The organism is Actinoplanes sp. NPDC051851 (genome assembly GCF_040681165.1).
Lineage (GTDB): Bacteria > Actinomycetota > Actinomycetes > Mycobacteriales > Micromonosporaceae > Actinoplanes.
This window is the reverse complement of record NZ_JBFAYF010000039.1, coordinates 71,247-84,258: the sequence shown is the minus strand read 5'-3', so window position 1 is coordinate 84,258 and position 13,012 is coordinate 71,247. Positions and strand designations below refer to the sequence as shown.

Genomic DNA, 13,012 nt, shown 5'->3' with positions numbered 1-13,012 from the left:
CTACGTGCGTTTCGCGCGTACCGTTGGGGTCGTGCCCGATATCCCGTTCGGCTTCTCCCTGCCGGGCGCGCAGCCGCCCGACCCCTCCGACCCGCAGCAGATGCAGCAGTTCATGGCGCAGCTGCAGCAGATGTTCGCCGCCCCCGGCAGTGGCCCGGTGAACTGGGACCTGGCCCGGCAGGTCGCCGCCAGCCAGCTCTCGGCCTCCGGCGACCCGGCGGTGAACATGCACGAGCGCCACCAGGTGGAGGAGGCTCTGCGACTCGCCGACCTCTGGCTCGACCCGGTGTGCGCCATGCCCAGCGGCATCCACAAGGCCGTCGCGTGGAACCGCAACGAGTGGATCTACAACACGCTCGACGTCTGGAAGAAGCTCTGCGAGCCGATCGCCGGCCGCATGGTGGGCGCCATGGGCGACCTGGTCCCCGAGGAGGCCCGGGCCCAGCTCGGCCCGATGCAGTCGATGGTCGCCACGCTCGGCGGCGCGCTCTTCGGCGGCCAGCTCGGCCAGGCGTTCGGCCAGCTCGCGGCCGAGGTGCTCTCGGCGGGCGACATCGGCCTGCCGCTCGGCCCGGCCGGCACCGCCGCGCTCATCCCGGCCAACATCAAGGCGTACGGCGAGGGCCTGGAGCTCCCCGAGGACCAGGTCCGCCTCTACGTCGCGCTCCGCGAGGCCGCCCACCAGCGGCTCTTCGGCCACGTCCCGTGGTTGCGGGCGCACGTGCTCAACGCGGTCGAGGCGTATGCGAACGGCATCACCGTGAACCGTGAGGCGATCGAGGAGGCGATGAGCCGGGTCGACCCGAGCGATCCCGAGTCGATGCAGGCCATGGCGCTGGAGGGCATCTTCACGCCGGAGGACACGCCGCAGCAGAAGGCCGGTCTGGCCCGCCTGGAGACCGCCCTCGCCCTGGTCGAGGGCTGGGTCGGCCACGTGGTGGACAACGCCGCCGGCGACCGTCTCCCCTCGGTCGCCGCGCTCGGCGAGGCCTTCCGCCGCCGTCGCGCCGCCGGCGGTCCCGCCGAGCAGACCTTCGCCGCCCTGGTCGGCCTGGAGCTCCGGCCGCGCCGTCTGCGCGAGGCCGGCGCCCTCTGGTCCGTCGTCGCCGAGCAGCGCGGCACGGCCGGTCGCGACGCCCTCTGGGACCACCCGGACCTGCTCCCGACCGACGAGGACTTCGCTCACCCCGAGGTCTTCGCCCGCAGCCAGTCGGACTGGGACATCAGCGAGCTCGATGGCCTGGAGGGCAACCCCGGCCCCGAGTGACCGACCCCCGTTTCAGGCGCCGGGCCGTTTCAGGTCCGGCGCCTTTTCACGTACGCCGTCCCCGCCCCCACCACGCGCAAAAGGCGGCGCCTCTCCCCGCCGCCCCCACCTGCCCCCTCCCGGCCGCAGCGCGCCTCCCCCTCCCGGCTGGCCCTCCGGGGTCCCTGGCGAACGCTGAGACACCGCTGAGCGCCAGCCCGGATCGGTAGCTACCCGGTGGCCGAGTGTGAGGGGTGTCTCAGAAATCGGGTGGCGCTGATCACAAACGGACGGCGGCGCCAGGGGCTTGCGGGAGCCGGCTGAGCGTTCGCTGGGCGGAGGCTAGGCGCTGAGGAGGGTGCGGGTGTTGTCCCAGCCCTCCAGGGCCACGTCGAGCGTCGCCAGGTCGGCGGCGGTGCGCAGACGGCGCCACTTCGGGGTCGAGGTGACGTCGCCCGGGGCGGGTGCCGTACGGCGGAGCGACTGGGCGGACGCGGTGTCCAGGTCGTGGTCGGCCAGCCAGGACGGGGCGGGCAGGCCGGTCGCCACGCCGAACAGCCCGCCGTCCGGGCCACCGCCGGGCGCCACCGCCACCGCCTTGCCGTCGAGCGGGCGCAGCAGCTTGCCGAGGATCATCCCGGGCACGTCGGGGGCGTCGGCGGCGATCACCGCGGCCTGATCGAAGCCGTCCGCGGCGGCGGCCGCGAGCACGGGCAGCACGGTCGGCGCCGGAACCTCGTAGATCCGCATCCCCGGCCAGGCGATCTCCTCGGCGAGCGCCCGGTCCGCCGGCGTCGCCGCGATGGCGGCCTCCGCCTGAGCCAGCCGGGCGAGCAGGTCGACGACGTCCTCGGCGAGCGCGGTACGCCACGTGAGCAGGTCGACCCCGGGCGGACTCCACGGCACCGGCACCAGCATCGCCACCACCACACGCCGCGTCACCCGCCCACCCTACCGGCCCACGCCGCCACCCCAGCCGGCCCTCAGGGGTGTCTCAGCGTTCGCCAGGGACCCCGGAGGGCCAGCCACCCGGGCCCGAGCGGGTGCGAACACGGGACACCGGTGGTCCGCCGTCGACGTCGCGGCGGCCACCCGGGCCGAGCGGGTGTGCACGCGGACACCGGTGGTCCGGCGTCGACGTCGCGGCGGCCACCCGGGCCGAGCGGGTGCGGGCGCTGGTGGCTGGTGATCCGGGGTGTGTGGGAGGGGGTCAGGGACCCCGGAGGGCCAGCCGGGAGGGGGAGGCGCGCTGCGGCCGGGAGGGGGCAGGTGGGGGCGGCGGGGAGAGGCGCCGCCTTTTGAGCGTGGTGGGGGCGGGGACGGCGTACCGGAGAAGGGGTCTTATTCGGCCATGACCAGGGTTCCGGCGGCGGAGACACCCTCCAGGTAGCCGCGGGCGCGTTCGGCCTTGGGGAAGCGGTTGACCAGGTCCCAGAAGGCGGCGTTGTGGCTGGGGACGACGAGGTGGGCGAGCTCGTGCAGGAGCACGTAGTCGATCACCCAGTCCGGCATCTCCTGGATGCGGTGCGAGATGCGGATGGTGGCGTCGTCGGGGGTGCAGGAGCCCCAGCGGCCGTTCTGGTTGGTGACCCAGCGGACGCTGGCCGGGGCGACCCGGTCGGCGTGGTCGGCCAGGAAGCGCGCGGTGAGGCGGCGAGCCCGGATGAGCAGCTCGTCGTCGGTGCTGCTCAGGCGCTCCTCGCGGGCGGCCAGGCGGGCGAGCATGCGCTCGACCCACTCGGTCTCCTCGGCGCGGGAGAAGCGATCGGGGATGAGGACGACGACACGTTCACCGTCGCGATAAGCGGACACCGTCCGTCGCCGACGCTGGCTGCGCCGCACTTCCACGACAGGCTTGCGCACGCGGGCCATTACCGGCTCGCGAGGCCCAGATTCGGGTTCACGTTGAGACGCTAATCCGCGAGACCCTGGTCACCGCAAGAGTACGCCCAATGACTGTCGCGGAATATGCGCACTTCGCCCGCATATACCCGAAAAAAATTTCCCCAGCCGCAACAAGCGACGGCTTTCGCCAACCTAGACCATCGTCGACTCAGGGCTTTACTCGACCTTGCTGTCCGTTTTATGCCGCCCTGAAGGGAATCGTCGGCGTGTTGGGGCAAAATTGGGTGAAACGGGCGCTTCGGGCGGCACACTCACGTCGTCGGTGTCACCGCCGACAACGCGCTGACATGGAACCCGCCTGAGCTGGGTAAGTGACCGCCCCGGACGGGTGGCCACATCCACGTGGCCGCTAAGCGGTCCAGCGCCACAGACGGTTCGCGCCCGTCGCCGCGAACAGGCAGCGGGGCCGAGCGGCCGACGATACGACGAGGAGGAACCGTGGCCGACACCACCTACAACGGCTACTGCGTCAAGTGCAAGGAGAAGCGTGACTTCCAGGGCAACGTGGAGGTCTCCAAGACCGGCATGAACATGGCCAAGGGCAAGTGCCCGGTCTGCGGTACGACCATGAACCGGATTCTGGGCAAGGCCAAGGCCACTTCTTGACGTGGTCACCGGGGAGGGCCGGCCCGGCAAGCCGCCCTCCCCGGCCGTAACCGTGTTCGCCGAGACACGTTGAGTGATCTGGGGAAAACTACGACAGCCTGTGGATAACTCACTCTTGGCTGTGGACAACCCTGCGCCACGGCCCCCGGGCCTGTGGATAACCAACCCGCTCCGCAGCGCGGCGATGACACCCTGTCATCCATGACCCGGCCCACCCTGATCCCCGGGCTGCCCCGTGCCTGGCGTACGCCGGTCGAGCTGCAGCTCGGTCTCGACCCGGACCACGCCGTCCGGATCGAGCTCGCCGACCCGCGTACCGCGGAGGTCCTCGACCTGCTCGACGGCACCCGGCCCGAGCGGCTCGTCCTGCTGGACGCCGCCGAGCGTGGCGTGCCGCCCGGCGACGCCCGCCGGCTGCTCGACACCCTGCGCGACGCGGGCCTGATCCTGCCCGCCGAGTCCCTGCTGCCCGCCACCCTCCCGGCGGCCGAGCGGCAACGGCTGCTCGGCGAGGCGGCCGCCCTGGCGATCGCCGCGCGCGTCTCCGGGGACCCGCACGCCCACCCGGCCCGGGCCCTGCGCCGCCGCCGGGCCGCCCAGGTGGTGCTCCGGGGCCGCGGCCGGCTCGGCGCCCCGCTCGCGGTCGCGCTGGCCGAGGCGGGTGTCGGGCACGTGCACCCCGACCTCACCGGCGCCGTGGGCCCGGCCGAGCTGGCCGGTGGGCCGCTGCGGGCCGCCGACGTGGGCGGTGCCCGCCGGGCCGCGGTCGCCGCGGCGGTGGCCCGGACGGTGCCCGCCACCCAGGTCCGGGGCACCCGCCGGATGCCCGCGACGCTGGTCGTCCAGCTCGCCCACGACGAGCCGACCGCCCTGATCGCCGCGGCGTACGCCGCACGCCGCCAGCCGCACCTCGCCCTCGGCATCCGGGACGGCGCCGGCGTGGTCGGGCCGCTCGTACCGGCCACCGGCGGTCCGTGCCTGTACTGCCTCGACCTGCACCGGCACGACCGGGACCCGGACTGGCCCGGACCGCCCGCGCCGGAGCACGCCGAGCCGTGCGCGGTCGCCACCGTGCTCGCGGCGGCGGCGTACGCGACCGCCGAGGTGCTGACCTTCCTGGACGGCGGGCGGCCCGCGACGGCCGGGGCGGTGGTGGAGATCCGGGCGCCGGGGCAGGCGCGGCGGCGGACCTGGACGCCTCACCCGCACTGCTCGTGCCAGAGCGGGCGACGGAATAACCGAACTTTTGTCACATAAGTCAACAAACACCTGCGCGGTAGGCCGTACCCGGCTCCCCCGTCGGTAACAATGATCGGGTGACGGACATACCGCGCCGCGCGGCTTCCCGGACCGCCAAGCTCGCCGCCCTGCCCCTCGGCTTCGCCGGGAGGACGGCCCTGGGCCTGGGGAAGCGGGCCGTCGGGATCGCCTCCGACGTCATCTCCGCGGACATCCAGCAGCGCACCGCCGAACAACTCTTCAGCGTCCTGGGCCAGCTCAAGGGCGGGGCGATGAAATTCGGTCAGGCGCTCTCGGTCTTCGAGGCCGCGATGCCCGAGGAGATGGCCGGACCGTATCGCCAGGCGCTCACCAAGCTCCAGGAGGCCGCCCCGCCGATGCCGGTGGCCAACGTGCACCGGGCGCTCGCCGAGCAGCTCGGACCGGACTGGCGGGACAGCTTCGCCGAGTTCGACGACAGCCCGGCCGCCGCGGCGAGCATCGGCCAGGTGCACCGCGCGGTCTGGAAGCTGCCCCCGGCCCGGAGGAACGCCAAGCCGAAACTGCTGCCGGTCGCGGTCAAGGTGCAGTACCCGGGCGCCGGTGAGGCCCTGGTCGCCGACCTCAAGCAGCTCTCCCGGCTGGCCGGGATGTTCAAGATCATGCAGCCCGGCATCGACGTCAAGCCGCTCCTCGCCGAGCTGCACGAGCGGGTCGTCGAGGAGCTGGACTACGAGATGGAGGCGGAGACCCAGCGGGCCTTCGCGGCGGCGTACCACGACGATCCGGACATCTTCGTGCCCCGCGTGGTGGCCGGCGCGCCGCGGGTGCTGGTCACCGAGTGGGTCGAGGGCACCCCGCTGGCCGCCGTGATCGCCGACGGCACCGAGGCCGAGCGGGACGAGGCCGGCCGTCTGATGGCGATCCTGCACTTCTCCGCGCCCGCCCGGGCCGGCCTGCTGCACGCCGACCCGCACCCGGGCAACTTCCGGATCCTGCCCGACGGCCGGCTCGGCGTGATCGACTTCGGCGCGGTCGCCCGGCTGCCGGAGGGCCACCCCGAGCCGATCGGCCGCCTGGTCCGGCTCGCCCTGGCGGGTGACGCGGACGCGGTCGCCGACGGGCTGCGCGGCGAGGGCTTCATCAAGCGGGACGAGCGGATCGACGCCGAGGCGGTGCTCGCCTTCCTCCGGCCGATGATCGAGCCGGTCGCGGTGGATCGGTTCCGGTTCACCCGCGCGTGGCTGCGCGGGGAGGCCACCCGGATCGGCAATCCGCGGTCACCCGCGTACCAGCTGGGCCGCAAGCTCAACCTGCCGCCGAACTACCTGCTGATCCACCGGGTCACCATGGGCTCGATCGGGGTGCTCTGCCAGCTCGAGGCGGAGGCCACCTACCGGGAGATCCTGGAGCGGTGGCTCCCGGGCTTCGCCCCGGTCGCATGAGCCCGGCGTACGCGGAACTCCCCGCCCTGCGCCTCGCCTACCGGGCGTGGGGCCCGCCGGACGGCCGCCCGGTGCTCTGGCTGCCCGGGGCGTCCAGCGACGGCACGACGTTCGAGCAGGTCGCGGCGCTGCTACCGGTCCGCTCGTACGCTCTCGACCCGCGCGGCTACTTCGCCAGCGACCGGGCCGCCGCGTACGGCCCCGAGACCACCCGGGACGACGTGATCGCTTTCCTGGACGCGCTCGGCATCGACCGGGCCGTCCTGGCCGGGCACTCGGCCGGCGGGGTGGCGGCCTGGCGGACGGCGCTGGCCCACCCGGACCGGATCGAGGCGGTGATCCTGGAGGAGACCCCGCCGCCGGTCCCGCACGCCCTGCACCCGCGGCGGCCGGAGGGCGATCCCGGCTACGACTGGGCGGCCCGGCTCGCCACGCTGGCGGTCGTCAACGACCCGCCCGAGGCCTGGTGGGACGATCTGTCCCGGATCGCGGTACCGGCGCTGGTGCTGGCCGGCGGCCCGGAGAGCCACCTGGACCAGGACGCGATCCGCCGGATGGCCGCGGCGATCCCGGGATCGTCCTTCGTCTCCGTCGGCGGTGGACACGCCTGCCACCGCGCGCGGCCGGCCCCGTTCGCCGCGGCCGTCCGGGACTTCCTGCACGTGTGAACGGCCCGTCCGCATGACGCGGACGGGCCGTTCCTCTCTCATCGGGTTATCAGACGCCCAGTTCGCGGGCGGCCCGGTGGCGGGCCTCCATGGCGATCCGGCGGGCGGGACGGTAAGCCTCAGGTGCGCGCTCGCTCTGAGGCCGTCGCATTCGGGCTCTCGATAACGCCTCTTGGATGAGTCTCATCTTGGTGACTCCATTCGGTACCAGGGTCTCGGTGTTCGGCTTGCCGGTGACGGTCACGGTGGTCATCTCAGGCCGCCAGCCGTACGGAGCTGCGGGAGTCGAGACCGTTCGCGGCGAGCCGCTCCTCGACCTCGACGGCCAGCTCGGCGTCGCGCGCGACGTCGGCCTTCCGCGGCCGGCCACGCGGCCGCTTGCGCGGGACCACGGCCCCCCGCTCGAAGATCTCGCCGCCCCAGACACCCCAGGGCTCGCTCCGCTCCACCGCGCCGGCGAGGCACTCGACGCGCAGCGGGCAGTCCCCGCAGAGCGACTTGGCCAGCTCCAGCTGGGCCGGGGCGTCGGAGAACCACAGGTCCGGGTCGAACTTCCGACAGGGCAGGTTCGCCTCGATCTCGACGGGAACGTCGATCGGGGCCAGCGCCAGACTCATGAAGCCCGGTCACCTCTCTCTTTTTCGTCGATCTTCTGGATCGCGTTTTCCGGGGTCGTGCACCGGCGGGTGAGCCGGCAAAAGAAATGAGGCCGCGGATCCCGGTTAGGGGTTCCGCGGCCTCGAGGTGAGCCGGAGGTCTGTTTTTCAGACCGGCCTTCCTCGAGGCGGGACACCGCTGCCACCATCCGTGTAGCGCTTACGGGAGGCGACATTGCTGCCCTTGAACCCAGTGGTGCCCGTGCTTCCGATGGAGCCGCCGGCAAGAACCCGCTCAACAGCCCATGTGCCCAGCTCGGCCTGGGTCTGGGTGAGAACCTGGTGCTCCCGCTGAACCGAAGCCAGCGGTGCCGGAGTCAGTCCGCCGACCATCAGCACTGCCGGGCCCTCGGGCGCGACGGTGATGGCGGGCAGCAGAACCGACGGAGCGCAGACAGCAGACGGCGACATCGACGGACGCATCGGAATCACATTGATTCCCATCGTGGCCACCCCTCTCCGTGTCTCGCACTCGTGGTTAGTTATCCCTGCCCGGGCAGTCCCCCGGCAGGTGTGTCCTGAGGCTATGCCTGCCCCGCAGGGGAGGGCAAACGAATTAACGCACTAGTTTTCAAAGTTTTTTCGGCCAAGATCATCGAGGCCCGCGCCGCCCACCAGAGCGAAGACCGCCTCGCCGTACTGGCCCAGCTTCCGGGGGCCGATCCCGGCTATGGCCAGCAGCTGTGCCGGATCGGTCGGGCGACGCTCCGCCACGGCGACCAGCGTGGCGTCGGTGAAGACGACGTACGCAGGGATTTTGAGCTCCGCGGCGGTGCTCGCGCGCCACTCGAGCAGCCGCTGATAGAGGTCCTCGTCCATGTCCGACGGGCAGGTCGGGCAGCGGCCCAGTTTCCGGTCCGCACCGGCCAGCAGGGTGGCACCACAGATCCGGCAGGAGGCCACCTGAGGACGCCGGCGGTCGGCTTTCCGACCCGGCTCCACCCCGGCCCGCGCCGTGCCCGCCCGCTCCACTCCGCCCCGGGAACGTTCCAGCTGCGGCAGGAAGCGGCAGGGGCGGCGGGTCCGGCCGCCCGGGGCGCGGGACTGGCCGTACGAGAGCCAGAGCACGTGCCGGGCGCGGGTCACCCCGACGTAGAGCAGCCGGCGCTCCTCCTCCAGCTGCTCGGCGGTCTTCGCGTACGTGGTGGGCAGCGTGCCGTCGGCGAGCCCGACCAGGAACACCGCGTCCCACTCCAGGCCCTTCGCCGAGTGCAGCGACGCCAGGGTGACGCCGGCCATGGTCGGCACGTGCTGCTGCTCGGCCCGGCGGGCCAGCTCGTCGTTGAAGGCGGAGAGCGTCATCTCCCGCTGGAGCGTGCCGCCCTCCCCGATCGGCAGCAGGTCCGGGCTGGCCGCGCACTCCTCGGCGAGGGTGACCAGGGCGGCCAGCGCCTCCCACTGCTCGCGGGCGGCGCCGCCGGGCGGGGGCTGAGCCCGGTTCCAGCCGGTCGCGGCGAGCCCCTCGATCACCGCCTCGACCAGCGGGGTCTCGCCGGGGATCGAGCGCACCGCGGCGCGCAGGGCGACCATCGCCTGCCGGACCTCGGCGCGCTCGAAGAACCGCTCGGCGCCGCGGACCACGTACGGCACCCGGGCGTCGGCGAGCGCCTCCTCGTACGCCTCGGACTGCGCGTTGGTACGGAACAGCACGGCGATCTCGTTCGCGGGCGTGCCGGCCGCGATCAGGTCACGGCAGCGGCGGGCCACCGCGAGGGCCTCCCCCGGCTCGTCCGGGAAGATCTTCAGCTCCGGCTCCGGGCCGGGCGGGCGCTGGCCGACCAGCTCCAGGCGCAGCTTCGCCTCGGTGCCGCGGGCCTGGCGGATCACCGCATTGGCCAGCCCGACCACCTGCGGGGTGGAGCGGTAGTCCCGGACCAGGCGGATCACCACGGCGTCGCGCCGCTGCCGGGGGAAGTCGATCAGGTACGCCGAGGTGGCCCCGGTGAACGAGTAGATCGTCTGGCTGGCGTCGCCGACCACGGTCACGTCGTCCCGGTCGCCCAGCCAGGCGTCGAGCAGCCGCTGCTGGAGCGGGTTGACGTCCTGGTACTCGTCGACCACGAAGTGCCGGTACTGGGAGCGGATCTGCTCGGCGACGTCCGGGTGCTCCTCGATGCCCCAGACCGCGGCGCGCAGCATGTCCTCGAAGTCGATCACGCCCTGGCGGCGCTTGAGGGACTCGTACGCGACGAAGACCTCGGCGACCCGGGCGGGCTCGTACGGCGGCTCGCGCAGGGCCTTGGCGGCGGCGACGGCGTACTCGGCGGGCTCGACCAGGGAGGACTTGGCCCACTCGATCTCACTCGCCAGGTCCCGGGCGGCGGCGCGGTCGGCGCGTACCCCGGCCCGCGCGGCGGCCAGCCCGACCAGGCGGATCTTGCTCTCCAGCAGCTCCGGCATGGCCCGGCCCTCCAGCAGCCGGGGGGCGAAGTAGCGGACCTGGCGCAGCGCGGCCGCGTGGAACGTCCGGGCCTGGACGCCGGTCGCGCCGAGCTCAGCGAGCCGGGAGCGCATCTCGGCGGCGGCCCGCGCGGTGAACGTCACGGCGAGCACGTGCCGGGGGTTGATCTCGCCGGAGAGCGTCCGGTGGGCGATCCGGTGGGTGATCGCACGGGTCTTCCCGGTCCCGGCGCCGGCCAGGATGCAGACCGGCCCGGCGGGCGCGGTCACGGCCTTGTGCTGTTCCGGGTCGAGTTCAGTCCGCACGGTAGGGAATCATGACACCCTCACCGGGTGTTGTGCTTCTCAGCCGCACCGCCGTGTGACCTGGATCGAAGGAGCCCTGACCGATGCTGACCATGTACTCGACGTCCTGGTGTGGGTACTGCCACCGGCTGAAGAGCCAGCTCGACCGGGAGGGCATCGCCTACGACGTGGTGGACATCGAGCAGGACGAGGCCTCGGCCGCGTTCGTGCGCAGCGTGAACGGCGGCAACCAGACGGTGCCCACGATCCGCATAGTTCCCGCCAACGGCGGAGACGAAATCGTGATGACCAACCCGTCGATCGTCCAGGTCAAGCAAGCTCTGGCCGGTACGGGCGTTGCGGGCTGAGCTAGCCGCCTTGGCCGCCTTGACGGCCTAGCAACGCAGAGAGGCCCCGGTGATCAGCCGGGGCCTTCTCCTTATTACTGCGTCGCCTCAGACGCTCTCTGACGCGTCGGCCTTGAGGTGACGGTGAAGCGTCGGGCGGGAGACTCCCAGTGCGTCAGCGATCGAATTGACGCTCTCACCCTTGGCTCGCCGGGCACGCGCCGCGCTGAGGATGTCCTCGTTCACCACCGACGGACGGCCACCCGTGCGGCCCTGAGCCTTGGCCGCTTCTAGCCCGGCGCGCGTGCGCTCACGGATGATGTCGCGCTCAAGCTCAGCAAACGCCGCCATCATGGTGAAGAAGAACTTCCCCTCGCCGGTCGGCGTGTAGTTCCCCGCCAGCTTGCCCGTGAGGATGCGTAGTCCGATGCCGCGACCGTGCAAGTCGTCGGCGATGGTGAGCACGTCCTTGACCGAGCGACCAAGGCGATCGAGCTTCCACACGCACAACGTGTCTCCTGAGCGCGCCCAGTCCAGCACGGCGGCAAGGCCAGCCCGGTCCGTGTTCTTCCCGCTCGCCTTGTCCTCGAACACGCGGACACAACCGGCCTCGTTGAGCGCGTCGCGCTGGAGCTGCGCGTCCTGGTTGTTGGTCGAGACTCGGGCGTATCCGATGAGCTGGCCGGTAGCGGCGTGCGTTGTCATGAGATCGACTATCTCAATACTCATCTCAAAACGTCAACCCTTTGAGCCGGGTTTTGAGATGGCTTTTGAACACGCTTTCGGCCTTGTCATCGGCCTCCCGAGCATCGTCTCAAAACCCTTCGTTATTGAGACAGCCCTCTAACCAGCAACGACATACCGGGGGGTGTAACCCCTTCGAGCTTCAAGGCGGGACCGCTGCGTGATAGCACCTCAGAAATCGCCACGGTTTCAGAGTCGTTCGCTAGCCGGTGACGGTGGTCAAGTAGGCGCGAACGAAGAACCCACCTACCACGGCACGGTGAAGGTGACCGGCGGCCGTGATGTCCTCACCGGCGAGGGTGACGTGAAGGTGAGCCTTGCCCTCGATGACTTCCCCGGTGCCGGACAGCTCCATCGGCTGCGTGTAGCGCCGGACGTAGTCGACGCTCTCATCATCCTTGGCCATGACCGACACCTCAGCCTCGTTGACCGCCCCGATCAGGGTAATGACGGCGCTATTGAGTCCGAGCTGATCGACATGTTCTTGAACTACCTGGAGGACTTCCTCGTCCTTGTTGACCTGCACGACACGGGTAGTCAAAGCGAACTCCTAGATCTTGAGTGGGTTGATGCCTGCAAGGGCTGCGCCGATAGCCCGCAGGTTCTCGCGGCTGACCTCTGATCGGAGCGCTGAGAGCAAAGCCTCCGTGACGTGAGGCTCTGCCCCTTGGTTCCTACTCAAAAGCAGGACCGAGCAATAGCGCGCCCCGCTGTCGTTGGGGTTCGACAACTCCGCCTTGAGTGGCTGGATCTGCTCCGGGCTGAGCGGCGCGGAGGATGCTGCGAGATCGGCTGAGGCGTCCCAGTCCAGCCCGAGAACACGGTGAAGGACTGCCGTCAGGTATAGCTCGCGCGCCTCCCCGTCGGCCTGAATGACCGAGATGGCCTCGTTGTCAACGGTCGGGGAGCGGACTTTAGCCAGGATGCCGGCCGCATTCACGCGAAGGAGCGCCTTGCCTGACCGCGACCACTTGGCAAGCGAAGCGATCGAGGGAGAGTTCCTAGCCACGAGCGAAGCCACCGCCCGGTCCGTGGCATGGCTAGTCTGAACACCCGTCAGCATTCCCGTTCGGCCACCGCTGATGTCGTTGGCGATGGAAGCTGCCGTGTCGGGTTCCGCTCCTGCCGCTAGGGCCGAGATGGTGCCGAGCAAGAGTTGACGCCGCTTCAAGTCCTCTCCCAGGACGTTCTCGTACTTCCTTATGACGTCCGGTGTGACCGCTCTGACGCCCGTCTCCACGTTGCCGATGTAGCCCCGGCTGTAGCCGGTGCGCTTCGCCATGCCCGTCAACGACAAGCCCGCCTGTTCACGGGCTTCTCTCAGTGTCCGTCCTAGATCACCCATTGCCCAGCCCTGTCCGTTTTTGGAGCGGCTTGGAGACACCTCACGCCTTCCGCCCGAGTGATCACTAGATGACGCTCGGTGTGTCGGGAATCCTAATCGCGGCGGGAGACAGGTGTGGTAGTGGCGGCGGTGATTGCGGCTCTAGTG

General features: G+C 71.2%; 14 protein-coding genes. 6 read left to right on the top strand and 8 right to left on the bottom strand.

The genetic code is table 11. The features are described 5' to 3' along the window. Window positions 1–31: 31 nt before the first annotated feature. The gene (locus AB0M08_RS31160; RefSeq protein WP_364500914.1) at window positions 32–1,267 is read left to right on the top strand and encodes a zinc-dependent metalloprotease; all 1,236 of its coding nucleotides are present in this window, start codon (window positions 32–34) and stop codon (window positions 1,265–1,267) included. A 321-nt stretch (window positions 1,268–1,588) separates the two neighbouring features. On the opposite strand, the gene AB0M08_RS31155 is transcribed toward AB0M08_RS31160, so the two are convergent. After that, complete coding sequence (locus AB0M08_RS31155) at window positions 1,589–2,188, bottom strand: hypothetical protein (RefSeq protein ID WP_364500911.1); 600 nt, start codon at window positions 2,186–2,188, stop codon at window positions 1,589–1,591. Window positions 2,189–2,587: 399 nt separating this feature from the next. Then, window positions 2,588–3,118 carry a M48 family metallopeptidase gene (locus AB0M08_RS31150; RefSeq protein ID WP_364500909.1) on the bottom strand — a complete coding sequence of 177 codons (531 nt, stop codon included), beginning with the start codon at window positions 3,116–3,118 and terminating at the stop codon, window positions 2,588–2,590. Window positions 3,119–3,589: 471 nt separating this feature from the next. Here AB0M08_RS31150 and AB0M08_RS31145 point away from each other — a divergent pair, with 471 nt between their 5' ends. From AB0M08_RS31145 to AB0M08_RS31130, 4 genes are all read left to right on the top strand, one after another. Further along, entirely contained in the window at window positions 3,590–3,757 is a 168-nt protein-coding gene (locus tag AB0M08_RS31145; protein ID WP_364500906.1) for a DUF5679 domain-containing protein, read from the top strand. 201 nt (window positions 3,758–3,958) lie between these two features. After that, window positions 3,959–5,014 (top strand): hypothetical protein, encoded by a 1,056-nt coding sequence (locus AB0M08_RS31140; RefSeq protein ID WP_364500904.1) that lies wholly within the window; start codon window positions 3,959–3,961, stop codon window positions 5,012–5,014. A 59-nt stretch (window positions 5,015–5,073) separates the two neighbouring features. Next, entirely contained in the window at window positions 5,074–6,420 is a 1,347-nt protein-coding gene (locus tag AB0M08_RS31135; RefSeq protein WP_364500902.1) for an AarF/ABC1/UbiB kinase family protein, read from the top strand. Further along, on the top strand, window positions 6,390–7,088 hold the full coding sequence (locus AB0M08_RS31130; protein WP_364500900.1) for an alpha/beta fold hydrolase: 699 nt from the start codon (window positions 6,390–6,392) through the stop codon (window positions 7,086–7,088). Before AB0M08_RS31135 ends, AB0M08_RS31130 begins: the two co-directional genes overlap by 31 nt. A gap of 254 nt (window positions 7,089–7,342) precedes the next feature. On the opposite strand, the gene AB0M08_RS31125 is transcribed toward AB0M08_RS31130, so the two are convergent. The 3 genes from AB0M08_RS31125 to AB0M08_RS31115 all read right to left on the bottom strand — a co-directional run bounded on the left by AB0M08_RS31125 (window position 7,343) and on the right by AB0M08_RS31115 (window position 10,450). Continuing rightward, window positions 7,343–7,705, bottom strand: a complete 363-nt coding sequence (locus AB0M08_RS31125) for a WhiB family transcriptional regulator (RefSeq protein ID WP_364500897.1) — start codon at window positions 7,703–7,705, stop codon at window positions 7,343–7,345. A gap of 147 nt (window positions 7,706–7,852) precedes the next feature. Next, entirely contained in the window at window positions 7,853–8,188 is a 336-nt protein-coding gene (locus AB0M08_RS31120; RefSeq protein WP_364500894.1) for a hypothetical protein, read from the bottom strand. Between the two features lie 120 nt (window positions 8,189–8,308). Beyond that, on the bottom strand, window positions 8,309–10,450 hold the full coding sequence (locus AB0M08_RS31115; protein WP_364500892.1) for an ATP-dependent DNA helicase UvrD2: 2,142 nt from the start codon (window positions 10,448–10,450) through the stop codon (window positions 8,309–8,311). Window positions 10,451–10,533: 83 nt separating this feature from the next. On the opposite strand from AB0M08_RS31115, the gene AB0M08_RS31110 reads away from it, so the two are divergent. Next, window positions 10,534–10,797 carry a mycoredoxin gene (locus AB0M08_RS31110; protein ID WP_364500889.1) on the top strand — a complete coding sequence of 88 codons (264 nt, stop codon included), beginning with the start codon at window positions 10,534–10,536 and terminating at the stop codon, window positions 10,795–10,797. Window positions 10,798–10,884: 87 nt separating this feature from the next. Here the strand turns inward: AB0M08_RS31110 and AB0M08_RS31105 are convergent, their stop codons facing one another. From AB0M08_RS31105 to AB0M08_RS31095, 3 genes are all read right to left on the bottom strand, one after another. Further along, a complete protein-coding gene (locus AB0M08_RS31105) occupies window positions 10,885–11,481 on the bottom strand; it encodes a recombinase family protein (protein WP_364500887.1) in 597 nt (198 codons plus the stop codon). A 241-nt stretch (window positions 11,482–11,722) separates the two neighbouring features. Next, a complete protein-coding gene (locus AB0M08_RS31100) occupies window positions 11,723–12,061 on the bottom strand; it encodes a DUF296 domain-containing protein (protein WP_364500884.1) in 339 nt (112 codons plus the stop codon). A 9-nt stretch (window positions 12,062–12,070) separates the two neighbouring features. Further along, on the bottom strand, window positions 12,071–12,865 hold the full coding sequence (locus AB0M08_RS31095) for a helix-turn-helix transcriptional regulator (RefSeq protein ID WP_364500881.1): 795 nt from the start codon (window positions 12,863–12,865) through the stop codon (window positions 12,071–12,073). Window positions 12,866–13,012 lie beyond the last annotated feature (147 nt).

Excerpts from the sequence above, each read along its gene's own strand:
- AB0M08_RS31150 (WP_364500909.1), bottom strand. The coding sequence starts at position 3,118 with ATGGCCCGCGTGCGCAAGCCTGTCGTGGAAGTGCGGCGCAGCCAGCGT.
- AB0M08_RS31140 (WP_364500904.1), top strand. The coding sequence starts at position 3,959 with ATGACCCGGCCCACCCTGATCCCCGGGCTGCCCCGTGCCTGGCGTACG.
- AB0M08_RS31125 (WP_364500897.1), bottom strand. The coding sequence starts at position 7,705 with ATGAGTCTGGCGCTGGCCCCGATCGACGTTCCCGTCGAGATCGAGGCG.
- AB0M08_RS31120 (WP_364500894.1), bottom strand. The coding sequence starts at position 8,188 with ATGGGAATCAATGTGATTCCGATGCGTCCGTCGATGTCGCCGTCTGCT.
- AB0M08_RS31110 (WP_364500889.1), top strand. The coding sequence starts at position 10,534 with ATGCTGACCATGTACTCGACGTCCTGGTGTGGGTACTGCCACCGGCTG.
- AB0M08_RS31105 (WP_364500887.1), bottom strand. The coding sequence starts at position 11,481 with ATGACAACGCACGCCGCTACCGGCCAGCTCATCGGATACGCCCGAGTC.
- AB0M08_RS31095 (WP_364500881.1), bottom strand. The coding sequence starts at position 12,865 with ATGGGTGATCTAGGACGGACACTGAGAGAAGCCCGTGAACAGGCGGGC.